21 protein-coding genes and 1 riboswitch are annotated in these 23,932 nt (G+C 41.8%); of the genes, 20 read left to right on the top strand and 1 reads right to left on the bottom strand.

Annotated features, from left to right (window positions below):
• Positions 1 to 74: 74 nt before the first annotated feature.
• The 18 genes from fliD (at position 75) to FFL34_RS04140 (ending at position 19,895) form a co-directional block, all read left to right on the top strand.
• Complete coding sequence (gene fliD, locus FFL34_RS04225; protein WP_138601774.1) at positions 75 to 2,198, top strand: flagellar filament capping protein FliD; 2,124 nt, start codon at positions 75 to 77, stop codon at positions 2,196 to 2,198.
• Between the two features lie 72 nt (positions 2,199 to 2,270).
• Positions 2,271 to 2,639, top strand: a complete 369-nt coding sequence (locus FFL34_RS04220; RefSeq protein WP_138601772.1) for a hypothetical protein — start codon at positions 2,271 to 2,273, stop codon at positions 2,637 to 2,639.
• A 94-nt stretch (positions 2,640 to 2,733) separates the two neighbouring features.
• Positions 2,734 to 3,051 (top strand): Uma2 family endonuclease, encoded by a 318-nt coding sequence (locus FFL34_RS04215; RefSeq protein WP_138601770.1) that lies wholly within the window; start codon positions 2,734 to 2,736, stop codon positions 3,049 to 3,051.
• Positions 3,052 to 3,373: 322 nt separating this feature from the next.
• Entirely contained in the window at positions 3,374 to 4,153 is a 780-nt protein-coding gene (gene fabI, locus FFL34_RS04210) for an enoyl-ACP reductase FabI (RefSeq protein ID WP_138601768.1), read from the top strand.
• A gap of 439 nt (positions 4,154 to 4,592) precedes the next feature.
• Complete coding sequence (locus FFL34_RS04205) at positions 4,593 to 5,015, top strand: sigma factor (RefSeq protein WP_138601766.1); 423 nt, start codon at positions 4,593 to 4,595, stop codon at positions 5,013 to 5,015.
• A 364-nt stretch (positions 5,016 to 5,379) separates the two neighbouring features.
• Positions 5,380 to 5,841: a chemotaxis protein CheW gene (locus FFL34_RS04200; RefSeq protein ID WP_138601764.1), complete on the top strand. Its 462-nt coding sequence runs from the start codon at positions 5,380 to 5,382 to the stop codon at positions 5,839 to 5,841.
• 72 nt (positions 5,842 to 5,913) lie between these two features.
• Positions 5,914 to 7,932: a methyl-accepting chemotaxis protein gene (locus tag FFL34_RS18535; protein WP_138601762.1), complete on the top strand. Its 2,019-nt coding sequence runs from the start codon at positions 5,914 to 5,916 to the stop codon at positions 7,930 to 7,932.
• A 323-nt stretch (positions 7,933 to 8,255) separates the two neighbouring features.
• Positions 8,256 to 8,347, top strand: a riboswitch (cyclic di-GMP riboswitch).
• A 213-nt stretch (positions 8,348 to 8,560) separates the two neighbouring features.
• A complete protein-coding gene (locus FFL34_RS04190; RefSeq protein ID WP_171046262.1) occupies positions 8,561 to 9,274 on the top strand; it encodes an EAL domain-containing protein in 714 nt (237 codons plus the stop codon).
• Positions 9,275 to 9,344: 70 nt separating this feature from the next.
• The gene (gene motA / locus FFL34_RS04185; protein ID WP_234031545.1) at positions 9,345 to 10,088 is read left to right on the top strand and encodes a flagellar motor stator protein MotA; all 744 of its coding nucleotides are present in this window, start codon (positions 9,345 to 9,347) and stop codon (positions 10,086 to 10,088) included.
• Positions 10,066 to 10,860: a flagellar motor protein MotB gene (motB, locus tag FFL34_RS04180; protein ID WP_138601756.1), complete on the top strand. Its 795-nt coding sequence runs from the start codon at positions 10,066 to 10,068 to the stop codon at positions 10,858 to 10,860. The genes motA and motB overlap by 23 nt, the downstream gene beginning before the upstream one ends.
• A 5-nt stretch (positions 10,861 to 10,865) precedes the next feature.
• Positions 10,866 to 11,327 (top strand): chemotaxis protein CheX, encoded by a 462-nt coding sequence (locus tag FFL34_RS04175; RefSeq protein WP_138601754.1) that lies wholly within the window; start codon positions 10,866 to 10,868, stop codon positions 11,325 to 11,327.
• 24 nt (positions 11,328 to 11,351) lie between these two features.
• Entirely contained in the window at positions 11,352 to 13,373 is a 2,022-nt protein-coding gene (locus FFL34_RS04170) for a chemotaxis protein CheA (RefSeq protein ID WP_138601752.1), read from the top strand.
• Between the two features lie 11 nt (positions 13,374 to 13,384).
• On the top strand, positions 13,385 to 13,855 hold the full coding sequence (locus tag FFL34_RS04165; RefSeq protein ID WP_138601751.1) for a chemotaxis protein CheW: 471 nt from the start codon (positions 13,385 to 13,387) through the stop codon (positions 13,853 to 13,855).
• A 13-nt stretch (positions 13,856 to 13,868) separates the two neighbouring features.
• A complete protein-coding gene (locus FFL34_RS04160; protein WP_138601749.1) occupies positions 13,869 to 14,225 on the top strand; it encodes a response regulator in 357 nt (118 codons plus the stop codon).
• A gap of 43 nt (positions 14,226 to 14,268) precedes the next feature.
• Entirely contained in the window at positions 14,269 to 16,287 is a 2,019-nt protein-coding gene (locus tag FFL34_RS04155; RefSeq protein ID WP_138601747.1) for a methyl-accepting chemotaxis protein, read from the top strand.
• A gap of 93 nt (positions 16,288 to 16,380) precedes the next feature.
• Positions 16,381 to 17,016 (top strand): response regulator transcription factor, encoded by a 636-nt coding sequence (locus tag FFL34_RS04150; RefSeq protein ID WP_138601745.1) that lies wholly within the window; start codon positions 16,381 to 16,383, stop codon positions 17,014 to 17,016.
• A 343-nt stretch (positions 17,017 to 17,359) separates the two neighbouring features.
• Positions 17,360 to 18,586 carry a CynX/NimT family MFS transporter gene (locus tag FFL34_RS04145; RefSeq protein WP_138601743.1) on the top strand — a complete coding sequence of 409 codons (1,227 nt, stop codon included), beginning with the start codon at positions 17,360 to 17,362 and terminating at the stop codon, positions 18,584 to 18,586.
• 112 nt (positions 18,587 to 18,698) lie between these two features.
• Positions 18,699 to 19,895: an MFS transporter gene (locus FFL34_RS04140; protein WP_138601741.1), complete on the top strand. Its 1,197-nt coding sequence runs from the start codon at positions 18,699 to 18,701 to the stop codon at positions 19,893 to 19,895.
• A 46-nt stretch (positions 19,896 to 19,941) separates the two neighbouring features.
• Here the strand turns inward: FFL34_RS04140 and FFL34_RS04135 are convergent, their stop codons facing one another.
• A complete protein-coding gene (locus tag FFL34_RS04135) occupies positions 19,942 to 21,588 on the bottom strand; it encodes an SLC13 family permease (RefSeq protein WP_138601739.1) in 1,647 nt (548 codons plus the stop codon).
• Between the two features lie 360 nt (positions 21,589 to 21,948).
• On the opposite strand from FFL34_RS04135, the gene FFL34_RS04130 reads away from it, so the two are divergent.
• Both FFL34_RS04130 and FFL34_RS04125 read left to right on the top strand, forming a co-directional pair.
• Positions 21,949 to 23,127, top strand: a complete 1,179-nt coding sequence (locus FFL34_RS04130) for an MDR family MFS transporter (protein ID WP_138601737.1) — start codon at positions 21,949 to 21,951, stop codon at positions 23,125 to 23,127.
• Positions 23,127 to 23,855, top strand: coding sequence for a Cof-type HAD-IIB family hydrolase (locus FFL34_RS04125; RefSeq protein WP_138601735.1), 729 nt, complete (start codon positions 23,127 to 23,129; stop codon positions 23,853 to 23,855). The genes FFL34_RS04130 and FFL34_RS04125 overlap by 1 nt, the downstream gene beginning before the upstream one ends.
• The last annotated feature ends 77 nt before the right edge of the window (positions 23,856 to 23,932 follow it).

The following is a 23,932-nucleotide window of genomic DNA, read 5'->3' as shown; positions in this document are numbered from 1 at the left end:
CTACCGATATAATAGAAAAGAAGGTTTAATAAACACTATTTTCATAGAGAACCAAAACCTCAGGGGTGAATGATATGCGAATTGGCGGACTGGCTTCAGGTATGGATATTGATAAGATGGTTTCGGACCTGATGAAGGCAGAGCGAATGCCGCTACAAAAAATGGAGCAGGACAAGACGTGGATGACGTGGCAGCGGGATGCGTACCGCGATGTGAATAAGCAGTTTATGGAGTTCCGGTCCCAGCTGACCGATATGAAGATGTCGACAACGTTTCGGGCCAGGACATCATCATCTACCAATGAAGACTTTGTTACAGCAAGTGCTTCTAGTGCTGCTAGTCAGTCATCCTATAATATTTCAGAGGTAGAGCAGCTGGCAAGTGCCGCAACGAAGGTAAATGGTAGTAAGATTTTCAGTGATCCGTCTTCTGTCGATACGAGTAAAAGTCTTAAGGAATTATTTGATGATCCTAGTGACTCTAGCATTTGGAACCAGGGGAGTATCAAATCTGAGTCTATTTCCATGGAATCAGATAATAATAATCAGATTTATCTTAACCTTCAAGAAGGTATTTCCGAGGAAAGTGTTTCTATAAAAAATACAAAAAACGCAAACGATGAAACAGACATAGTAGAGGATATGTCGATTCGGGTAGGCAATGACTATTATACGGCGATTTACAAGGATCCGAGTAAAACGGTAGATGATTATGATTTGGCTAATAATCAGGTTTTAGTGGACACTGATACAGGTGTTTTAACATTTAATAAAAGCCTTGATAAGGGAACACAAGTTGATGTTAAGTATGTTACGGATCGACAGATAGATACAATGACGACATCTGAAAAAGGGACAACGATTAAGCTCTCGAACCAGCAGATTGCGAAAAATGATTCAAATAAATTCACTCTAAAAATAGACGGGGATACGTATAAATTATCAGGGGCAAAAGAAGTATCTGATACAGGTGAGCCTACAGAAATAATTAAAAAAAGTAATGATGAGGTAGCTGGAACCATCAATTTTGACGAAGGAACCATTACCATGGATGATTCTATTGAAGCCGGATCAAAAGTTAAAGTCGAGTATCAATATGATTATGCAAACTTCAACATAGGTGCCCATACCGAAGAAGGATTCAAAGACGAGACTTTCAATATCAAAGCGAGTCAATCCTTTGATTCCATGGTCAGTGAAGTCAACAGAGCAGACAATGGTGTTAATATGTTCTACGATGAGATGTCCGGTAAGATGTCGCTTACAAGAACGGAAACAGGGAGTTTTAATGATTCAAATGGAGACGAAATTGAAGCTAAGGGTGATTTTGCGGTAAATCAACTGTTTTTTAATGACGCCGTACAAGAAACTGGTGGTCAAAATGCAAAATTCACGTTGAACGGACTGAAGACAGAAAGAACGTCCAATTCATTTGAAGTTTCCGGGGTGACGTTTAATCTCAAACAAGAATTTTCCAATGGAAATGTCAAGGTGAATATCTCCAATGACACGGAAGCGGTCTTTGAAAATATCAAAGGGTTTGTCGAAAAGTATAATGAGCTGATTGGCAATGTCCAAGATAGGCTTCAGGAAGAGCGGTACCGTGACTACAAGCCTTTAACCGATAAGCAGCGGGAATCCATGAGCGAACGAGAGCAGGAATTATGGGAAGAAAAATCCAAAAGTGGAATGCTGCGACGAGATCCTATGCTATCTGGTGCCCTGAATGACATGCGGCTTGATTTTTACACACAGGTGGAGAACAGTGGCATACCGTCAGCCTATAACCAGCTGTCCAGTATCGGCATCACGACAACATCCAATTATCGTGAAGGCGGCAAGCTGAAAATTGACGAAGCAAAATTGAAATCGGCTATACAGGATAATCCTGAAGCGGTTGAAGAATTGTTCACGAGTGAAGGGGCTTCCTATAATGAGAAGGGAATTCTGCAGCGGATGACGGATTCCGTTAATCAGGTGATGGACCAGATTACGGAAAAAGCCGGTAACTCGTTTACCACGAAAAAACAGTACACCATGGGTGAGCGACTGGATGATATGAACGAACGCATCACTTCATTCGAAGACCGTCTGGTTCGTGTAGAGGATAGATACTGGCGTCAATTCACCCAAATGGAAAAGGCGATCCAGCGTATGAATTCACAGTCCAATTATTTAATGCAGCAATTTGGCGGCTAAGCTATTCTAAGCGACATAGCAGTATGATGAAAGAACCTAATTCTATTCATGCATCAAAAGTGAGGGTGATTTATGGAAAAGTATATCGTTGTTATGAGAGAAACTTCCGGACTAATGGAAACGGTCCAGGAAGCGTTAGCACATACACAAACATTGCTGAAGCAGGGAAAAGGAGAAGCATCGATTACGTTGTTTAGCGATATTGTACAGGCTTTTTCGTCAATGGAACAGTCGGTCCTCCAATTACCGGAAATATTCGTTAATGATGATGTAGCGTCATTAACAGAGGATGTTAGAAATGCGCTGAACAAAGCTGTGGAATCCTACGAGGCAAAAGCATACACTCACGTTCAGGAAGTGCTGCAGTCCGCGTTGTTGCCAGCCTTTAACAAATGGAGCGAGGTATTGGAAAAGTATTTCAGGCCATATGTTATTTCGTGATTTTTCCTTTTAGATTGGTTATTAAGCAGCTATTCATCAGGAGCATTTAATCTCTTTTCCTCTCGAAGCTGCTTAATGCTTAACCAGTCCATTTTTGCGTTCCATCTCATTATTAGTTCGAAGTTGTAAAAATGAATTTGTTACGATACCCGCACCTATCGATGTCATATTATCTGATAAAGAGGTCCGTCAACCTGACCTAATCATGATCCATAAGGACAAGCTTCATCTAATTACAAACAAAGGTGTCGAAGGAAGTCCGGATCTTGTTATTGAAATTTTGTCCCCAACGTCCATCAAACGCGATCGCAAAGATAAAATGGATCATCCCATCGAGTCCAACTATATCAAATGTGTGTCGTTTTCAATGAATGATATCTTTTCCGACATACCAGAATTGCCCAATGTGTAGGACGCCAAAAAATGAATAAAGAATGGAAAGTATTGTGCAGTCGATATATCCGTTGTGTGTGACAAACGGAAACTGGATAAAAAGGCTGTCGGCTCTCCGGATTTAATCCCCCTTAAGCGCTAGGAATAGGATTATCAAACACAATTTAATCGTCTCACCGAGTCACTTCCGAAAGAAAAAAAGAATCTATTAGAACAAATCGGTGAACGGTGAACGGCGCGTTTCACGACTATTTTTCCCAGCCTATTTACCTTTCTCCATTTAACACCTGGTCTTCATTGTGCTACATTATATATATAATCCTTAAATCGGAGGTACATATATGAATACAATATTGCAGGATAAAACAATAGTTGTGATGGGGGTTGCGAACAATCGCAGCATCGCGTGGGGGATTGCTAAATCACTCCATAATGCCGGAGCAAATTTGATTTTAACGTATCGGCAGGAACGGTCCAAACAAAAGCTGGAAAAACTACTCGCTAAAAATGAGATCAAGCCGAAAATGGTGGTTGCCTGTGATGTAGAGGATGATGACAGTATCAAACAGGCATTCCAGGAAATTGGCGAACAAGTGGGTACGATTCATGGGCTCGTCCATTCTGTCGCATTTGCCAATACGGACGAGCTGCAGGGCGAATATGCCGCTACGTCCCGTGATGGGTACTTGACGGCGCAGAATATTAGTGCGTACTCGCTCGTTGCCGTGACACATGAAGCAAGGAAACTGATGACTGAGGGCGGAGGCATTGTTACGCAGACGTACCTCGGTTCGGAACGGGTTGTTCCTAATTATAACGTGATGGGCGTTGCTAAAGCCGCATTGGAAGCCAGTGTGCGCTATCTGGCTGAAGACGTCGGCAAAGATGGCGTCCGTGTTAACGCCGTATCAGCAGGCCCCATTCGCACCCTATCAGCAAAAGGTGTTTCCGGCTTTAATGAAAAAATGTCGGTTATCGAGGAAAAAGCACCACTTCGCCGCCAAGTCGATCACGATCAGGTAGGGGATGCGACACTTTTCTTACTGAGTGATTTGGCACGCGGGGTAACCGGTGAAGTGCTGCACGTTGATTCCGGGTTTCACATCATGGCTGGCTCGTAAAGACTGTCTACCTGAGAACTTTAAATGTCCATATTAATTTATAAGCAGGCATCTGTTTAAGGATGTCTGCTTTTTGTATGAATGACAAGCATTCAAACAAAACAAGCGTGCGAGTTCATCAAACGTACCTAGAAACATACTGGATGAAAAGGATTATTATCATATCACTACATAAAAAGCAATACTTTGTTTAAATATATAATTAAATTTTTTGGAAATTTTCACAAAAAATTCATACTTATATCAACCGTAACAATTACTTCCTTTTTTTACCTAAATACGACGCGAAAACCCATTATTCGACACAAATCTTTATGGAAAGTAAATGAGAATGACGCATTCGACAAAATAAGTCATATAGTTACGCGAATTGACCAATGTGTATAATGGATAGTAGAGTTTGAATATAAATTAAATTCTGTTATAAGGGTGTGTAGCTATGATGAGCAAGGAATTGGAGCAATCATCTTTCGTTGTTGCGGATCAGTTCATGGAAAAGGTAAATTTTTTTACACAGGAAATGGGACTATATGACTGGAAGGAGGACGTTATCCAGGAATCGATTTTTGGGCTATGGGAGGCATGTAGGACGTTTGATGCAGGGGAAGGAGAATTTTCTTTATTTGCTGAAGCGAACATGAAACGCTGGATAGGAATTAATTTACATAGGCAACAATCGCCACCACACTTCATTAGCCAGCAACTTGTTCCAATGCTTGAAACTAACAACGAATCTCAACAAAACATGTTTATCAGGCATGCCATTCAAAGGAGATTCTTGGTCAACCAATGGAAATGGCTGTATGGCCATATTTTGCTGAATGATTGGTTGCTAAATAATTATCATCGGGGTGCTGGATGAATCGAATCTGACAAACACCGGGTATCATGCGAGGTTTATCAAAAGTTATTTACCCGTGTATGCTAATTTTTAAGCTATTCTTGTTTTCTTGAATAGCTTTTTTACTTTGTAAGGCTAAATAAGCGTGTGAATTAATTGTTTTAATATTACTATGAAGGTTTATGAAATGGTTATATTAGCCGATATAAAATATAGGCCGAGATGACTAGTGGAATTTGATGAACTTGTTCAAGGATTATTTGGTGCTTAAAAGATCTATTCAACATCTAGGAAATTCATGAGAAAAGTGATAAACCGTGCTAATCGGTTGTCATCACTAACAGAGCGAGCCAAATGCACGAATTAAGTGAAAAGGAGGATATAAATGCGTGATTCGATTAAAGTGATTGTCTTTCATATGAATGGGCAAAAATATGGTGCTAGTGTTATGGAAGTTCTCTCTATTGAAGAGTTAGAAAGTATCACAAGCGTACCCCGGACATCGGACTTTATAAAAGGGGTTGTCAATTTACGTGGGGAGATCACCCCTGTTATTGATTTGAAGCAGCGGCTGCGGCTTGGAGAAACGGAGCGCAAAAAGGGAACACGGATGTTAATTGTGGAAATGGGAGATGTGAAGGCTGGGTTACTTGTTGACGATGTTTCTGATGTTATGGATATTGATGCAAGTACGATTGAGCCGGCACCGGAAGTAATTAATGGTGTTAACGAGTCATTTATACAAGGCGTCGCCAAACTGGAAAACAGTCTATTAATCTTATTGAAAATGGATCAAATTTTAAATTTAGAAGAAGTCAATGAGTTGAAACAGGCAGCTGAAGAATAGGTGATGAATCAAGACCAGAAATGGGTTACAGATGCAATATGCTTTGAAGCTTATACATAGGAGAGGATAAGAATGGGCAAAGGAAATAAGGAAAAAAAAGGGTGGATTTTCAACCGGCGTGTGCAGTATAGGATCCTTATACCGTTTTTAATCTTAATGGCATGTGCAGGCGGGGTTGTTGCTTTAGTAAGCTACAAAACAAATGTTGAAGTAACAAAAGGTGAGATGACAGAGAATATAAAAAGTCAGATGGCAGGCATGGATGATACATTTGAATTATTCTTTAACAATATTGATTATATGCTGACCCGTTTTGCCTCAAATGAGTTACTATCGGAATATCAACCAAACGAGAAAGAAGCGCTGTTTGACTATTTTAAAGAAACCGGTGAGGCAAATGAATCGGTGAAAAATGTATATGCAGGAATAAAAGAAACAGGAGAAACAATCATTTATCCGGATGCTGATCTTGGTGAGGATTTCGACCCAAGGGAACGATCATGGTACAAACAGGCTGTAGAGGCTGAAGGAACCACCGTCTGGACAGAACCATACATAGACAAGGCTTCAGGTGAAACAGTCATAAGTGCTGCTCAGGCTTACTATAACGATGACGAGCTACTAGGTGTCGTCAGTTCAGACATATCCGTAAATTCGTTGCTAGGCATCATTAACAAGGCAGAAATAGGTGACACTGGTCATGCAGTACTGATTGATCAATCAGGGAGCTACCTTGCCCATCCAGATAAAAAGCAGATTGGTGAGGATATATCTGATGCATCTTTCTATCAGACCATAGTAGACGCTGATAAACGTGGTACTGTTGATTTTCAGTCTGGTGGAGAAGATAAATTGATGGGATTTGCCAAAAATGAAACGACTGGATGGACAATCGGTGGTATTATTGATAAATCTGAATTTGCAAAAAAGGCACAGATTGTCCTCTTAACGATTGGTATTACGATTGTGGTAGTATTTATACTAACAATTGTGGTGTCGATTATGATAACTCGTCGTATATCTAAGCCAATCAACACCGTGGTGGAACGGATGAAAGCAATAGCCAGCGGTGACTTAACACAAGAACCGCTTGAAGTGAAGACAAATGACGAAATTGGGCAATTGGTAATCACGACTAACGAGATGAATCAACATATGCGTGATTTACTTAACCAAATAGGTGAAGTATCCGACACAGTTAGCAGTCAGAGCGAGGAGCTGACACAGTCGGCTAATGAAGTGAAATCAGGTGCCGAACAAGTTGCTTCTACCATGCAGGAACTGGCATCAGGGTCAGAGACACAAGCAAACAGTGCGAGTGAACTGTCATCCTTTATGTCGACATTCACGGTCAAGGTACAGGAAGCAAATGAAAGCGGGGAACAGATACATCAATCATCAAATGAAGTCTTCCGTATGACAGAGGAAGGCAGTCAGTTGATGGAAAGTTCCAGCAGCCAGATGGAGAAAATTGATCAAATTGTACAGGATGCCGTACAGAAGGTAGAGGGGCTAGACGCTCAATCACAAGAGATTTCCAAACTTGTGTCCGTTATAAAAGACATAGCTGACCAGACGAATTTACTGGCATTGAATGCCGCTATTGAAGCTGCACGGGCAGGTGAGCATGGTCAAGGATTTGCTGTGGTGGCCGATGAGGTTCGTAAATTGGCAGAACAAGTCGCAGAATCAGTTAAAGATATTACTACGATTGTTACAAACATCCAAGGGGAGTCCAGCACTGTGACCGATTCGCTACAGGAAGGCTATAAAGAAGTTGAAAAAGGAACCGAGCAAATTCGCACAACCGGTGAAAAATTTGAAAACATACGAAGAGCGGTTACAGATGTCGTCAATAGCATTCAGACGGTATCGGACAACCTATCGGAAATTGCTGCCAACAGTCAACAAATGAATAGTTCTGTCCAGGAGATTGCTGCCGTCTCTGAAGAGTCTGCCGCTGGAGTCGAACAGACTTCTGCTTCCTCTCAGCAGACAAGCAGTTCCATGGAAGAAGTGGCATCCAGTGCGGACGATTTGGCCAAACTCGCAGAAGAATTGAATGGACTAGTACGGCAATTCCGCTTATAAAGTAAAACTTCAATCGGTTGTAGTTGATGCAGGATAAATGAAGGCTAAAGGCTCCGCCGCCAAATCAATTCAAAATCAAATAGCTTATTGAGTGATTTGTCGGCGGGCAACCGGATAAGTACTGAGAGTCGCTTTCGTTTTTATTCATGGATAGTTTGTAAAGGTAGATTATTGAGAACTTTGGAATTCCCATACCAAAAGCAGACAATATAAATGAAGCATTTGCGGGATGAAATGTAAACTTTTGTAAAATCATGTTGCTTTTTGTCGACAAGAGCGTTTATAATATGCCCATAGGAACTTTATACCATTACAATTTAATCAATTGAAAAAGGCAAACTACATCGAAAGAGTAGGACGCAAAGCTAAGAGTCTAAAATGTAATAGTATACATCATGATCGCCTGGCTACCAATTTTTTAATTAGATAGTTTTATTTAAACTAATTGGCTATTCAACTACTATAGAATAGCCAATTTTTGTGTTTAATGGTATGAAGTTTTTTGGGAAATAGGTGCTATGTCCTGGGTATAAATGAATGGTATGGGGTGGTCCTTAGAAGGAAAGATTCAGATAGATATTATAGAAACAGATTAAAAGAGGTATGAAAGATGAGGACAGTAACTGAATTGGATTACTATCACGTTGTTCAACCGATAATCAATTTATTTTCGAATGATATTTGCGGTTTCGAAATGCTTCTTCGTTCGGATGAGTTCGACGATCCACAATTATTGTTTGAATATGCGAAAGAACAAAACCAGTTAGTTGCTACAGACATGGAATCAATTATGAAAGCTATTAGCAGCTTAAAGAATGAAATGGAAGGATTAAGTGATTTATACATATGTGTTAACGTTTTTCCTATAACAGTAATGGATTCATCATTTTATAGCTTCCTGGAAAAAGTGAAATCAATTATTGATACAAAGGCTCACAATATTGTTTTCGAAATAAACGAAGCCCATTCGGATATTGATTTGTCTCTTTTTGGCCAGGTAATAAAAGAAATTAAAAAAGAAGGCTTTTTAATAGCAATGGATGATGTAGGTAAAGGCGAATCAACGCTAAAGGCGATTTTGGAAATCAATCCGGATATTGCAAAGATTGGTCGTTATTTCACAAATGGATTAGCAAATTCACCTAAAAAACAGCAAGTAATTAGGTTGATGCTTCACCTTTTTGGCGGAGATACAAAGGTTATTTTAGAGGGTTTTGAAAACGAAGGGGATTTACAGAAAGCGAAGGAGCTGGGTGTTTCTTTTGGGCAGGGATATTTCTTTGGCAGGCCTAAACCAATAAACTATTATATTCCAAAGTTATGGAAGTTAGGACAGGTGTAATTACGTTTTGAAAGTAGATAAAGCATCAATCACTGGAATCGTATTTGGACTTATTGCAATTGGCGTGGGAATGTTTTTGAAAGGAGTCAATCCTGCTGCTGTAATAAATCCAGCAGCACTGTTGATTATTTTCCTAGGTACTGCAGCTTCTGTTTTTATAGCTTTTCCAATGAACACATTAACAAAAGTTCCTACCCTGTTGAAAATCATTTTCACTGAAGAAAAAACAAATAATGTGCAGGAGATTATTAAGCAATTTGAACACTGGGCGAAAATAACAAGGAACGAGGGACTTCTATGGCTGGAAAAAGAGATTGACAACGTGAATGATACTTTTCTTTCTTCCGGTCTGCAATTGGCTGTTGACGGTCAGTCACCTGACTTCATTCGAGAAGTATTAATCGAAAAAATCGATGCTATGGAAGAAAGACACCAAAAAGGGATTGCTATTTTTACGCAGGCAGGCACCTATGCCCCCACATTAGGAGTACTTGGTGCTGTAATCGGACTCATTGCTGCTTTGAGTGACTTAAACGATATCGAGGCACTTGGGAAAGCAATTTCAGCAGCATTCATTGCCACATTATTAGGGATCTTTTCAGGTTATGTCTTATGGCATCCGTTTGCCAATAAGTTGAAAGAGAAATCGGAGAATGAAGTTCGAATTAAACAGATTATGATTGAGGGATTACTATCCATCACAAATGGGGACTCGCCGCGCATGATTAAAGATAAGCTGAGTTCATATCTATCGTCAAAAGAAATGACAGATATTATGCAGGAGGGAGACGATGAAGAACAAGAAACAGCGTAATCGGCCACATGTGAGTGAGTCATGGCTGCTCCCATATTCTGACTTGTTGACCCTTTTAGTTGCGTTATTTATTGTGTTGTTTGCTATGAGTGAAATCGACGCCCAGAAATACGAAAGGCTTGTTCAAGTATTTAATAGTGAACTTAGCGGAGGAAATGGGGTGTTGGAGAACAACAGCAGTACCATTGACAAAGAACCAACGGGACCGGCCGCGGAAACGGGAGATAGTAATAGGAAAGATAACGAGAAAGACAAAGGAGCGGCAGAGCTAACACAATTACAGAACTTGCAGAAGCAAATTAATGATTACATTAGTAAAAATGGGTTAACAGATGTAATAGGAACGACTCTATCCGGTGAAGGACTGCTAATAACGATCCTTAATGATGTATCATTTGATACCGGTAGTGCGAAAGTGAAAGCGAAAGGAAAAGCTGTTGCTAGAGAAGTGTCTAATTTTTTATATACCGACCCGCCACACGAGATTATTGTCAGTGGACATACGGATAACCGTCCTATCCATACCAGTGAATTTTCATCGAATTGGGAGCTGAGCGCAATGCGAGCCATTAACTTCATGCGGTTATTATTAAAAAATGAACAATTGGATCCTGAACGGTTCAGCTCGAAAGGATATGGTGAGCATCATCCAATTGCACCCAATACTAATGGAAAAAATATGGCCAAAAACAGACGGGTGGAATTGCTCATACTACCAAACTATGACATTGACTTAGAAGAAGGCGATTCAACTAAGAATGAGAGGGGATAAAGATAATGCAATTGACAACAAACGAACGTAATAAAGCTGTGACTGACCTACTTAATGCCACGTTTACTTCTCTTGATACAGTAGTTCCTGTGCAATATTCACGACAGAAACCCACATTATTGGCAAAAGAGTTCCATCTTGAGTACGGGGTATTGATTGGCATCACCGGAGATATACAGGGGAAACTTGTCCTTTCGGGCGATCCGGAGGTGTTTAGCGCGATTGGAGAAACCATGTACGGCATGTCACTTGAAGGAGAAATGCTTATATCCTTTAGCGGTGAACTTGGAAATATGATCGCAGGCGGCCTTTCAACTAATATCATTACAGAAGGGATTTCGCTAAACATCACATCCCCTACCATGATGCAAGGGAATACGAAAATTTTGGGTTTTAAGCAAGGGATTGATGTTACGGTCACATTCACCGATATAGGTGATATGACAGTCTATTTATTACTTGATTAATTAGCAGGAGGGAGGAATCCTTACATGGAGACAAATGAATACATGGAGATTTTTCTTGATGAAAGTAATGAACATCTCCAGTCGATTAACGATAATCTGCTTGAATTAGAAAAGCAGCCAGACAATCTTGACCTGGTTGATGAGATCTTTCGCTCGGCTCATACATTGAAGGGGATGGCAGCGACGATGGAATTCGATGACATTGCGTCCCTGACACATAAAATGGAAAATGTGCTTGATAAAATCCGGAAAAGCGAGCTGGCAGTCTCGGAACAAGTCATTGATATATTAGTGGAAGCGCTGGAAGACTTAGAAGAAATGGTCAGTGCCATCAATAGTGGGGAGGATGGAAGCAAAGATGTCAGTGGTCTTGTTCAACAGCTTGAACAGATTGAGAATGGGACAGGTACATCATCAGGGGGACGAAATAAACAGGAAACAACGATTATGAACGAGTTAGCACTGGATGACTACCAGTTGACGGTTGCTCACCAAGCTGCGGAACAGGGATATAGTACCTTTCAGATAACCGTGAAGCTTGTGGATGGTTGTATGTTGAAGGCTGCACGCGTTTATATGGTATTCGAAGTGTTGGAAAAGCTCGGCGAAGTAATTAAATCGGTTCCAACGGTTGAGGAACTAGAAGCAGAAGCCTTTGAACAGTCCTTTTCAATTGTTCTATTATCAAATGAATCAGCAGAATCAATCAAGAGTCGTATTCATACTGTTTCAGAGATTGATGATGTGACGATTGTAGCGTTTGACGCCGGGAATGAAGCGCCTGAAGAGGAACAAGCTGAAGAAAAATCGCAACATAAAAGTCCGCAGCCCGAATCTGATAAGAGTGTCTCTGAACAAGAAAAAGCTTCCGGAAAGAAATCCAAGCATGCTTCATCCAAGACAATCCGAGTCAGCAGTGACCGAATCGATCATTTGATGAACTTGTTTGAGGAATTGGTGCTTGATCGCGGTCGACTGGAGGATATCTCAAGTCAGCTGAAAAACCAGGAACTAACCGATACCATCGAACATATTGCTAGAGTGTCGCAGGATATGCAGCGTGTTATTTTAACGATGCGTATGGTGCCTGTGGAACAAGTCTTTAATCGGTTCCCACGAATGGTGCGAGGGCTAGCAAAGGACTTACATAAAAAAATTGATCTTAATATTGTCGGTGCAGAAACGGAGCTTGACAGAACGGTAATTGATGAAATTGGTGATCCGCTTGTTCATTTAATCCGAAATTCTGTTGATCATGGGATTGAGTCACCGGAAGAGCGCTTAGCAAATGGCAAGCCGGAAGTAGGCAACCTAACGCTCAGGTCTTATCATAGCGGTAATCATGTGTTCATTGAAATAGAAGATGACGGGGAAGGCATAAATCGTGAAAAAGTTGCTAATAAAGCAATTGAAAATGGATTATTGTCCGCTGATCATTCCCAAAGTTTAAAGGACGAAGACGTTTATCAATTCATCTTTGCTTCCGGGTTTAGTACTGCGAAGAGTGTATCGGATATTTCGGGGCGCGGTGTTGGTTTAGACGCCGTACGTATGAAAATCGAAGCGCTTGGTGGGGATATTAATGTGGAATCCGAACCAGGTAAAGGAAGTAAATTTTCAATCCAGTTGCCGTTGACCTTGTCCATTTTAAATACGTTGCTGGTTCATGTGCAGGACGAAATCTACGGCATTCCACTTTCCTCCGTTATTGAGACGGTTTTATTGGAAGAAAAAGAAATAATGCACGTCCAACGGCAAAAGGTAATGGATTTCCGCGGCAAAGTTGTTCCGTTAGTTTCACTCCAGGATGTATTCAACGTTCAAGAAAGTGATGTGGAGAATAAAAATAATTATCAACCTGTTGTTATTATAAAAAAAGCCGATAAAATGACCGGTTTAATGGTCGATTCGTTTATTGGCAAAAAGGAAGTTGTTCTTAAGTCATTGGGTAACTATTTAAAAAATGTGTACGCGATTTCAGGTGCAACGATATTAGGTAATGGACAAGTGTCGCTCATTATTGACCCAAATGAACTGATTAAATGAGGAGGATTTGTATGGAAGATTCCATGAAAGTAATTGTTTTCCAGATGGATCAACAAAAATATGGAGCTAACGTGATGGAAGTGCTATCTATTGAGGAATTGGAAAACATAACTAGTATTCCGCGGACATCAGAGTTCATAAAAGGAGTTGTCAATTTGCGTGGGGAAATTACCCCCGTTATTGACTTAAAGCAGCGACTGCGACTTGGTGAAACATCACGTGAAAAGGGAACGCGGATGCTAATTGTGCAAATGGGAGATGTACAGGCTGGATTACTCGTCGATGAAGCTTCCGATGTCGTGGATATTGATACAAGTACGATTGAACCGGCACCGGAAGTGATTAATGGAATCAATGAATCGTTTATAAAAGGCGTCGCCAAATTCGATGATAGTCTATTAATCTTACTGGAAATGGATCAGATTTTAAATTTGGAAGAAGTCAATGAATTGAAAGAAGCAGCTGAAGAAGAAGTGGAATAGGAGGAATTGTACTATGACGAAAATACTTGTGACAGATGATGCGGCATTTATGCGCATGCAGCTAAAAAACAATTTGACTCAACTTGGGCATGAGGTTATCGGGGAAGCTGAGAATGGACAGGATGCTGTTGAAAAATATAAGGAATTAGAGCCTGAACTAATAACAATGGATATAACGATGCCAGAGATGAATGGTGTAGAAGCGGTGAAAGAAATCAAAAAACTGAACTCAGACGTCAAAATCATTATGTGCTCTGCTATGGGACAGCAGGAAATGGTTTTAGAAGCCATCCGTGCAGGAGCCAACGATTTTATTGTCAAGCCATTTAGTGCAGACCGGATTAAAGAAGCCTTGGAAAAAGTCTTGTAGCACTTAAGAAAAAGACAAAATTCATATTCGGAGGAGGAGAAAAATGACAAGTGAAAAAAAAGTGAAAAAAGGACGTTTTTTCAACCGAAGCATTCAGTTAAGGATTCTAGTGCCGTTTTTAATTTTAATCTTAATAACTGGTGGTGTCGTTGGACTTATAAGCTATAATTCAAGTGTTAACTTAACTACCGAGGAACTGTCCGGAAACGTTGAGAGTCAGATGACAGGCATGAATGATACGTTTGAACTATTTTTTAGTAATATAGACAACACACTTAGTAGACTTACCTCCAAAGAAATACTTACGGATTATCAGTCAGAAGAGAGGCAAGTGTTATTTGACTATTTTAAGGACACCGGTGATGCAAATGAGTCTATTAAAAATGTTCTGACCGGAATGGAGAAATCAGGTGAAACAATTATTTATCCAAATTCTGACCTAGGAGAGGATTACGACCCAAGGGAACGGCCATGGTATAAGCAGGCTGTGGAAGCTGAAGGGAACACTATTTGGACGGAACCATATATTGATAAAGCTTCAGGTGAAACAGTCGTCAGCGCGGCTCAAGCTTACTATAACGATGGCGAGTTAAAGGGGGCTATAAGTGCTGATGTGTCCGTTGACTTTCTGTTTAGTATGATTGATAAGGTTGAAGTTGGTGATACAGGTAATGCTGTACTAATTGATAATTCAGGAAGTCTTTTGGCTCACCCGGATAAAGAGCGGATTGGTGAAGACATATCAAACACGTCTTACTATCAGACGATTTCCGATTCGGGAAAACGTGGTACAGTCGATTTTCAATCTAATGGAACAGATAAATTAATTGGATATTTCAAGAATCCGACGACTGGTTGGACTATTGGTGGAATCATTAACAAAAACGAATTTGAGAATAAAGCACAAGCTATTCTCTTGCCTATTGGTATCACTCTTGCCATCGTCTTTGCAGTGGCGATTGCTGTTTCGCTTGTGATAACACGTCGAATATCGAATCCGATTCAAACCGTAGTGGAACGAATGAAAGCAATAGCCAGTGGTGACCTGACACAGGAACCAATTGAAAGGAAAACGGATGACGAAATTGGACAATTGATAACAGCATCAAATGACATGAACGAACAAATGAGGGACTTACTTCAGCAGATTGGGCGGGTATCAGAAACAGTCAGCAGTCAAAGCGAGGAGTTGACGCAATCGGCTAGTGAAGTGAAGTCTGGTGCGGAACAGATCGCTTCCACCATGCAAGAATTGGCAAGTGGGTCCGAAACGCAGGCAAACAATTCCAGTGACCTTTCCTCTGTGATGACGTCATTTACGACGAAGGTCCAAGAAGCAAATGAAAACGGCGAACAGATAAAACAGTCGTCAAATGATGTGTTAAGTATGACGGAGGAAGGTAGTCAGTTAATGGAAAATTCCAGTATTCAGATGGAAAGAATTGATCGAATTGTAAGTGATGCTGTACAAAAGGTGCAGGGACTTGATACTCAATCACAAGAGATTTCCAAACTGGTTTCTGTTATAAAGGATATAGCCGATCAGACGAATTTGTTGGCGCTGAATGCCGCTATTGAAGCAGCACGGGCGGGTGAACATGGTCAAGGATTTGCTGTAGTGGCCGATGAGGTCCGAAAGCTGGCAGAGCAAGTAGCTGAATCGGTTACGGATATTACTACTATCGTGTCGAATATCCAAAGTGAATCTACTGCTGTAACCGATTCGCTCCAGGTAGGTTACACCGAGGTTGAAAAAGGTACCGAACAAGTTCAAACAACCGGTAAAAAATTTGAAAACATTCGAGAAGCGGTTACAAATGTTGTAAATAGCATTCAATCAGTGTCAGAAAACCTGTCGGAAATCGCTGTGAACAGTCAGCAAATGAACAGTTCCATCCAGGAAATCGCAGCAGTATCTGAAGAGTCAGCCGCTGGGGTTGAGCAGACATCAGCATCCTCCCAACAGACAAGCAGTTCCATGGAAGAAGTTGCTTCAAGCGCGACCGATTTGGCTAAACTTGCTCAGGAGCTGAATGGACTGGTACGGCAATTCCGGCTTTAGTGAATAGGAAGAAATGTAAAGGTGAATGAAAGCCCGGTTTCCATACCATTTTCATTCACCTATAGAATCTTATAAAACGAGGAGAAAAATAACATGAGCAACATTGTTTTAATTAAAGAACCAGGGATATTACGGGATGGAATACAAAAGGTTTTGCAGCAAGAATTACCACGGCATAAATTGACGACTTATGGATCGAGACAACTTCATTCATTTTATGGAAAAGAGCAGTCTGCTGATCTAATTGTGATTGATATGGATTCAGACATAAATGCTTTTGAACTGATTAAACATTGTTTGAAACTGGAGAAAAGAGTAGCTGTATGGGTCTCTGAGGTTGAAAATGAAACGATGACACAGTTATTTCAATTAGGGCTCTTAGGTTATTTCTTTAATGGAATGGAATCGACCGAGTTAATTTATGCTATAAATAACATGCTGGAAAATCGACGATATATTCATCCTCATCTGTCCCCTATACTTCTAGATGACTATTTAAGGATAACCTATAAGGAAGTGAAGCGTCCTAATGGAATTTTAACTGAAAGAGAGTGGGAAATACTTGAGCAAATTGTTAGGGGCAATCAAAACGAAAAGATAGCTGAAAACTTATTTATATCGTCCAAAACAGTGAAAAACCATGTGATATCAATTTTAAAAAAGCTTCATGTAACAAATAGAACGAATGCAGCTCTAGTGGCTATTAGGAATAAATGGTTTGTGGTATAGCAGCTTAAAAGGATGAAAGTAAAGATAGCCTTGAACATCGCTAAATAAGCAGAAACATCAGAGAAATAGAGTGTGGTCCAGATATTCTTTGCTCCGGCAAGGAATTTTTTATGTAATTCTACTCGTCTTTCGTGAATTATTTCGTATGTATTTTTTCAATGAGAATCGTTACTCAATGCAAAAATCACTTATTCTTTTTGAATCATGGTCGTTATGCTATAGTAGGTTAAGGAATTGTATTGGATATCAGTGAGGTTTCTTATTTGGAAATGCGTGGTGCATGGTTTCTAAAGTGGTTTGCTTGCTGTTCGTCCGCAGAGCTTTACAGAAAGGAATTTCAGACATGACAAAGGATTATTCGACAAGACAGTTATACCGTTTTTTACTTGTGGCAGGGATTGTACTTGTCGCATTCAATTTGCGTCCGGCAATCACATCAGTCGGCCCGGTGATTGGTATGATCCGTGATGATGTCGGTCTGTCCAATTGGAGCGCGGGGATGCTAACAAGTCTGCCGCTAGTAGCCTTTGCACTTATGTCGCCGATTGCTCCAAGGCTTGGCAATCGTTTTTCCAATGAACGAATGCTTTTAGTAGGGCTTGTACTGCTATTGTTTGGAATTAGCATACGATTGATTTCAGTGATGACGCTTCTTTTCGCTGGAACATTGTTCATCGGCATGGGGATTGCCATGCTGAACGTTCTCCTACCAGGGGTCATAAAGGAGAAATTCCCGCAAAAAGTTGGGTTAATGACAAGTGTGTATTCAACGGCGATGGGTACATTGGCTGCTGCCGCTTCCGGTTTGAGCATACCGTTTGCGGAGGGGCTTGGAATGGGCTGGCAGCCAGCGCTCCTTGTATGGGCAATACCATCCGTTCTGGGGATAATTATTTGGTTATACTTATCGAAAAAAAACAAAGACGATGAGGATGCCAACATAAAATATGTAGGTGTACATGACAATCGGATGTGGAAGTCACCACTTGCCTGGCAGGTTGCCTGCTTTATGGGACTGCAGTCGTTCATGTTTTATGTCACGATTTCATGGCTACCGGAAATTTTACATGATAACGGTATGGCGATGGGGACTGCTGGCTGGATGCTTTCAATTGCTCAATTTGTCGGATTGCCTGCTAGTTTTATCGTCCCGGTTGCTGCCGGAAAAATGAAGTCGCAGCGCAGTATTGTGTTTGTCATGGGGTTGATTGCGCTTGGCGGTTATAGTGGTTTATTGATTGGTGACTCATTTGTAGCAATGGTCATCAGCACTATTTTGGTGGGGATTACGCTTAGTGGAACGTTTGCTTTGGCACTTGCCTTTTTAGGAATGCGTGCTAACAACGCGAAGCATGCAGCGGAACTATCCGGAATGGCGCAGTCGATTGGGTATACACTGGCTGCGGTTGGTCCCATGTTTATTGGATTTTTATATGATGTGACACACGCGTGGACTGTTCCGCTCATTACGCTGATAAGTGTCATACTGATGGTTATGATTTTCGGAATAGGTGCCGGTCGTGATCGTTACGTATTGGAAACGGAAACGATTCAAACTGGGGAAAATTAACATGGTGCAAATCTATCATTTTCAGCAGAAATAATATTTCACGGTGAATAAATAAACAAAAGCCGGTTTAAGCCGGCATTTACAAGATTGATTGTCATTGGATGTGAAATAGATGCGACAGCGGGAACAAGCGATTACAAATGTTCACTTTTGGCGAATTACTATTAGTCTGGCACTGGCATCGTTTTTCGTTTTCGCCGGTATGTATGCCGTGCAGCCACTGTTTCCGGTTTTTGTGAAAACGTTTGGCGTGTCGGTATCTGCCTCGGGACTGTCGTTATCGCTGACGGTAGCCGGTCTGATTATCGGATTGATTGTGCTTGGATTTTTATCAGATCGCTATGGGCGGACGACTTTTATCAAATTGTCCTTAGCTGGTTCGGCGATTCCGTTTGTAGTCATGCCACTGTTTGATTCGTTTATGGTTCTGCTGGCTTTGAGGTTTCTGCAAGGATTTGCCCTGGCAGGACTTCCGGCGGCTGCCTTAGCGTACTTGAGTGAGGAAATTGACCGACGCCGTGTACATGTGGCAACAGCGCTTTACATATCCAGCAACGCGCTTGGTGGAATGGTTGGACGGGTGGTGACGGGTTACATTACCGACCATTTTTCATGGCAGATGGCGTTTTATGTTTTGGCAGGGCTTGGTATTATCATTCTGGCAGCGGTTATCCTCATGCTGCCGAAGTCACGCTTTTTCGAACCGAGCCGGGATGCTTTTTCCAACGATCTGAAGTGGTTTGCCTACCATTTGAAAAATCCGTCGCTATTGTTAATTTTTGGTCTAGGTATTGTGCTGCAGCTGTCGTTTACCGGTATGTGGACGTATTTGCCATTTTATCTGGAGGCGCCGCCGTTTTCACTATCACTAGAGGTGATCTCCTATATGTTTCTGGCTTATGGCCTTGGAGTGATAGGTTCACCAGTTGCAGGCTGGTTGGCCGGTCACTTCGGTCTGCGAGCGGTTCGGATTGCCGGCGTGTTTGTTATGGCGGGCGGCATGCTACTGACACTGGGACCCGACCTATGGATGATTGCCACTGGACTATGTGTCACGTGTCTTGGCTTTTTTACAGCGCATTCTCTGACAGCTTCGTCGGTCGGAGAGGAAGTGAGCCATCATAAAGGCAGTGCTTCCAGTCTTTATCTTGTTTCCTATTATATTGGCGTGTCGCTTGGCAGTTCCGCACTGGGGCCATTATGGAATCAGATTGGCTGGACGGGGCTAATTGCAGCGATTGCGTGTGTTCCGGTTATTTACGTCTTGTTCATTCGTTTTATGCGGCAAAATAAAAGGAAAGCCTCGTGATGTGGATCCCCATTAAGGGGAGCGCATCGGTCGAGGCTTTCCTTTTTTAGTTGGTTTTAAGCATTTCCGGGATTTCACTCAGGTCGAGGCCCCATGCTACAGGGAGCCAGAAATAAACGGCAAGGCCGACAAGCAGAATGCCGATTATATTCAAGGCGAATCCGGCTTTAGCCATGTCCGGAATCCGTAAATACCCAGAGCCAAACACGACAGCATTCGGTGGTGTCGCGACCGGAAGCATGAATGCACACGATGCAGCAACACCGGCTGCGATCATCGCTGCAAATGGATGGATGCCAAGTGCAATCGCTAATGAAGCCATAATCGGGTACATCATGTTTGCTGTTGCCGTATTAGATGTGATTTCGGTAAGGAAAATAACCATACCAGCCACAACAAGCAATACGATAAATAGATTGATATTTTCTAGTACGTTCAGTTGACTGCCAATCCACTCCGACAGCCCTGATTGGCTAAATCCGCTGGCAATGGCAAGCCCACCGCCGAACAGGAGGAGTATTCCCCATGGGAGTTTGACGGCAGTATTCCAGTCAAGCAAATGGTCACCTTTATTGTTTTTAGACGGAATGATAAACAATACGATTGATGCCGTCATCGCAATAATCGCATCATTAATATTTTCATTGATTTCCGCTAGAACGAATGAACGGCTAATCCAGGCCAGAGCGGCAAGTGTAAACACGGTCAGGACGATTTTTTCCTCGTATGAAGCCCGACCAAGTTTATCTTTTTCGCTCTGAATGACTTCTTTCCCGCCAGGCAGCTGACTGAATTTCAAAGGATAAGCAACTTTGACCAAATAAAACCATATGATAAAAATAAAAATCCAAGCGATTGGCACGCCAAACAGCATCCATTTAGCGAAAGACAACTCTATGCCATACAACTTATCTATGGACCCGGCAAGCGCCGTATTAGGAGGCGTTCCAATCAATGTTGCAATGCCACCGACCGATGCGGAATAGGCGATAGCCAGCATGAGTGCTTTTCCGAATCCAAAGTTTTCCGGAGACGTATCGATGGAGTCATCGTCTTTGAGTTGGTCGGACACTTGATAAATGATAGCAAGTCCGATCGGCACCATCATCATGGCGGTGGCCGTGTTAGAAATCCACATTGACAAAAATCCGGTTGCTACCATAAATCCAAGGATGATTCGTTCGGTGTTAGTGCCGATCATCGTGATAATGTTCAATGCAATTCGTCGATGGAGATTCCATTTTTCCATGGCAAGCGCAATCATAAATCCTCCCATAAACAGGAAGATAGTGTCATCTCCATACGAAGATGTCGTTGCATCTACGTCCAGTCCGCCGGTTAGCGGAAAAAGAACAATCGGAAGCAGGGATGTTACCGGAATTGGAACAGCTTCCGTCATCCACCAGACAGCGATCCAAAGTGTGCTGGACAGAATCGCCTGGGCCTCGCTACCCAGTCCTTCCGGGTGGAAAAATAGAAAGGATAGTAGAAAAAGAATCGGACCTAAAAATAAGCCAATTAATTGCGCAGGTCTATAGGATCGGTTGCCACCATCCCCGCCATTACCAGTTGCCGAATCCGGATGTGTGCTTTCAGATCCTAACTTGGATTCATTCGGCCGTGCAAAAAATTGCAGCAGTTTCTTTGCCTGATTATGTTTGTCCCATAACCAGTCCCATGTAGCGGTTATCACGTATGTTTCCCCCTTTGTTGCCCCCAAATGATAGAATTATAAGAATGCAAACGTTGTCATTCTTTGTTACATTATAATGAAAAATGTTGAAAATAGCAATTGTCCTTTTCGCGCGACCCAGGCAGAAACTCGCGCGAAAAACGAGAAACATGCGCGGCCCAGGCAGAAACTCGCGCGAAAAACAGGAAAGTCGCGCGGCTCCGAGGCCGAACTCAGTCACGGGGGTGCGCTTCAGCATCTTCATTAAGTGATTCCATTTAATCCACCATTTTATTACATACCAAAAACTAATAATTGCTTAGACCATCGAAATATATTAAAATTAAATGATGATATTCGATAAGAAGTGGGTTGATTGGATTGCCGAGATATATCTGGTTGTTGGTAATAGGAACGACAATCAATGTAACAGGTGCTTCCTTTCTGTGGCCGTTAAATACGATATATATGCACAATGAACTCGGCAAGACGCTTGCGTTTGCCGGGTTCATTTTGGCGCTGAACCAGGGAGCGGCCATTATCGGCAATCTCGTTGGTGGTGTGCTATTCGATAAATTTAGTGCGTACAAAACCGTTTTGATCGGTACGGGGACTGCATTTGTTTCAGCAGTTACGTTATCCTTTTACCATAGCATTGTGCCATACTCTATCTTGCTTGTCATAATCGGCTTCAGTGCTGGTATGACATGGCCGGTTATGTTTGCTATGGCCGGGTCAGTTTGGCCTGATGGTGGACGACGTTCCTTTAATGCCATCTATGTAGCCCGAAATCTAGGCGTTGCTCTTGGTGCGTCTATTGCTGGCTATGTAGCAAGTCTTTCGTTTAATTATGTGTTTATTTCCAACGCTACATTGTTTGGCATGTTTTTTCTGTTTACGTTGATTACGTTCAGAAATATGGATATTGTAAGAAATAACCGTGTCCACACATCGGTTTTTGAACAGAGTGAGAAAATAAAAGATAAGTCGGCATTTATTGCCTTGCTTATTCTGTGTAGCGGATTGCTGGTTTCTTGGATTGCCTATAGTCAGTGGCAATCGACCATCGCGTCCTACACACAGGATATTGGGATTTCGCTTGATAAATATAGTTTGCTTTGGGCACTAAATGGATTTCTCATCGTTGTCGGCCAGCCATTGATCGCATGGATAACCAAGGTCATTACATCGGAAAAGGTGCAAATTTATGTAGGGACGACGATTTTTCTTGTGTCCTACGTCGTTGCTATGTTTGCTGATGTGTTCGCGTTTTTTGCGGTAGCGATGGTTATTCTGACAATCGGTGAAATGCTTGTGTGGCCTGCAGTCCCTACACTGGCGAATGACTTAGCACCACCAGGCCGGGAAGGATTTTATCAAGGGTTCGTCAACAGCGTCGGTTCGGCCGGGCGAATGATTGGACCGTTCCTTGGTGGTTTAATTGTTGATTTGTATAATATAGAAGCATTATTCTTTGTTTTACTATTGTTATTATTAGTTCCGTATGTGACAACACGAATTTATGACAAAGGAACATTGGAAAGAGAGGCGTCAGAGTAATGGATATTAAATTGGTAGCGTTGGATATGGATGGGACATTGCTGACAGGCGAGGAAACGATTGCTGCATATAATAAGGAAAGAATAACACAGGCACTTGATAAAGGGGTGCGAGTCGTGCTTAGTACAGGGAGATGGATCGGCTCGTGCTATCCGTATGCTGAATCTCTTAACTTGCAATCGTACCTGGTAACCTGCAATGGCGGCGAGCTATGGACGATGGAAAAAGAATTGCTTGAACGGCATTTACTCGTTCCGGACCGGGTGAAAATGATGTGGCAATTGTGTAAAGGGGTGGGGGTTAATACGTGGATGATGTCCACTGGAGATGTATGGTATGGAAATAGGCCTGATGACTTCTCCGCGCATGAGTGGCTTAAATTCGGCTGTGATTCACAAGATACGGATAAATTAGATATGATTGTGAAAGAGTTGTCCTATTATGATGACTTGGAGCTGACCAATTCCCTCCCAACAAACGTGGAAGTCAATCCTAAAGGTGTAAACAAAGCAAGCGCACTACAACGTGTTTGTGAAGAATTGGGTATTACCATGGATAACGTCTTGGCAGTAGGCGACAGTCTTAATGATATGAAAATGATTCAATCGGCCGGTATTGGCGTCGCAATGGGAAATGCACAGGAAGCCATCAAAAATGCAGCTGATTACGTAACCGATACAAATGAACAGCACGGTGTCGGTAAAGCGATTGAAAAATTTATTTTATAACTCTCTGCAGCACCCCAACATGGTTTGATGAAAATTTTACTATTTTTTGATAAAGGCGTATAATGGTAGTAATACCA

This window comes from Lentibacillus cibarius (genome assembly GCF_005887555.1).
GTDB lineage: Bacteria > Bacillota > Bacilli > Bacillales > Amphibacillaceae > Lentibacillus > Lentibacillus cibarius.
The sequence above is the reverse complement of the archived record's forward strand: the minus strand, read 5'-3'. Positions and strand labels throughout refer to the sequence as shown.

Excerpts from the sequence above, each read along its gene's own strand:
- FFL34_RS04145 (WP_138601743.1), top strand. The coding sequence starts at position 17,360 with ATGACAAAGGATTATTCGACAAGACAGTTATACCGTTTTTTACTTGTG.
- FFL34_RS04165 (WP_138601751.1), top strand. The coding sequence starts at position 13,385 with ATGGAAGATTCCATGAAAGTAATTGTTTTCCAGATGGATCAACAAAAA.
- FFL34_RS18535 (WP_138601762.1), top strand. The coding sequence starts at position 5,914 with ATGGGCAAAGGAAATAAGGAAAAAAAAGGGTGGATTTTCAACCGGCGT.
- fliD (WP_138601774.1), top strand. The coding sequence starts at position 75 with ATGCGAATTGGCGGACTGGCTTCAGGTATGGATATTGATAAGATGGTT.
- FFL34_RS04160 (WP_138601749.1), top strand. The coding sequence starts at position 13,869 with ATGACGAAAATACTTGTGACAGATGATGCGGCATTTATGCGCATGCAG.
- FFL34_RS04170 (WP_138601752.1), top strand. The coding sequence starts at position 11,352 with ATGGAGACAAATGAATACATGGAGATTTTTCTTGATGAAAGTAATGAA.
- FFL34_RS04155 (WP_138601747.1), top strand. The coding sequence starts at position 14,269 with ATGACAAGTGAAAAAAAAGTGAAAAAAGGACGTTTTTTCAACCGAAGC.
- FFL34_RS04205 (WP_138601766.1), top strand. The coding sequence starts at position 4,593 with ATGATGAGCAAGGAATTGGAGCAATCATCTTTCGTTGTTGCGGATCAG.
- FFL34_RS04125 (WP_138601735.1), top strand. The coding sequence starts at position 23,127 with ATGGATATTAAATTGGTAGCGTTGGATATGGATGGGACATTGCTGACA.
- FFL34_RS04150 (WP_138601745.1), top strand. The coding sequence starts at position 16,381 with ATGAGCAACATTGTTTTAATTAAAGAACCAGGGATATTACGGGATGGA.
- motA (WP_234031545.1), top strand. The coding sequence starts at position 9,345 with ATGTTTTTGAAAGGAGTCAATCCTGCTGCTGTAATAAATCCAGCAGCA.
- FFL34_RS04200 (WP_138601764.1), top strand. The coding sequence starts at position 5,380 with ATGCGTGATTCGATTAAAGTGATTGTCTTTCATATGAATGGGCAAAAA.
- motB (WP_138601756.1), top strand. The coding sequence starts at position 10,066 with ATGAAGAACAAGAAACAGCGTAATCGGCCACATGTGAGTGAGTCATGG.
- FFL34_RS04220 (WP_138601772.1), top strand. The coding sequence starts at position 2,271 with ATGGAAAAGTATATCGTTGTTATGAGAGAAACTTCCGGACTAATGGAA.
- FFL34_RS04140 (WP_138601741.1), top strand. The coding sequence starts at position 18,699 with ATGCGACAGCGGGAACAAGCGATTACAAATGTTCACTTTTGGCGAATT.
- fabI (WP_138601768.1), top strand. The coding sequence starts at position 3,374 with ATGAATACAATATTGCAGGATAAAACAATAGTTGTGATGGGGGTTGCG.
- FFL34_RS04175 (WP_138601754.1), top strand. The coding sequence starts at position 10,866 with ATGCAATTGACAACAAACGAACGTAATAAAGCTGTGACTGACCTACTT.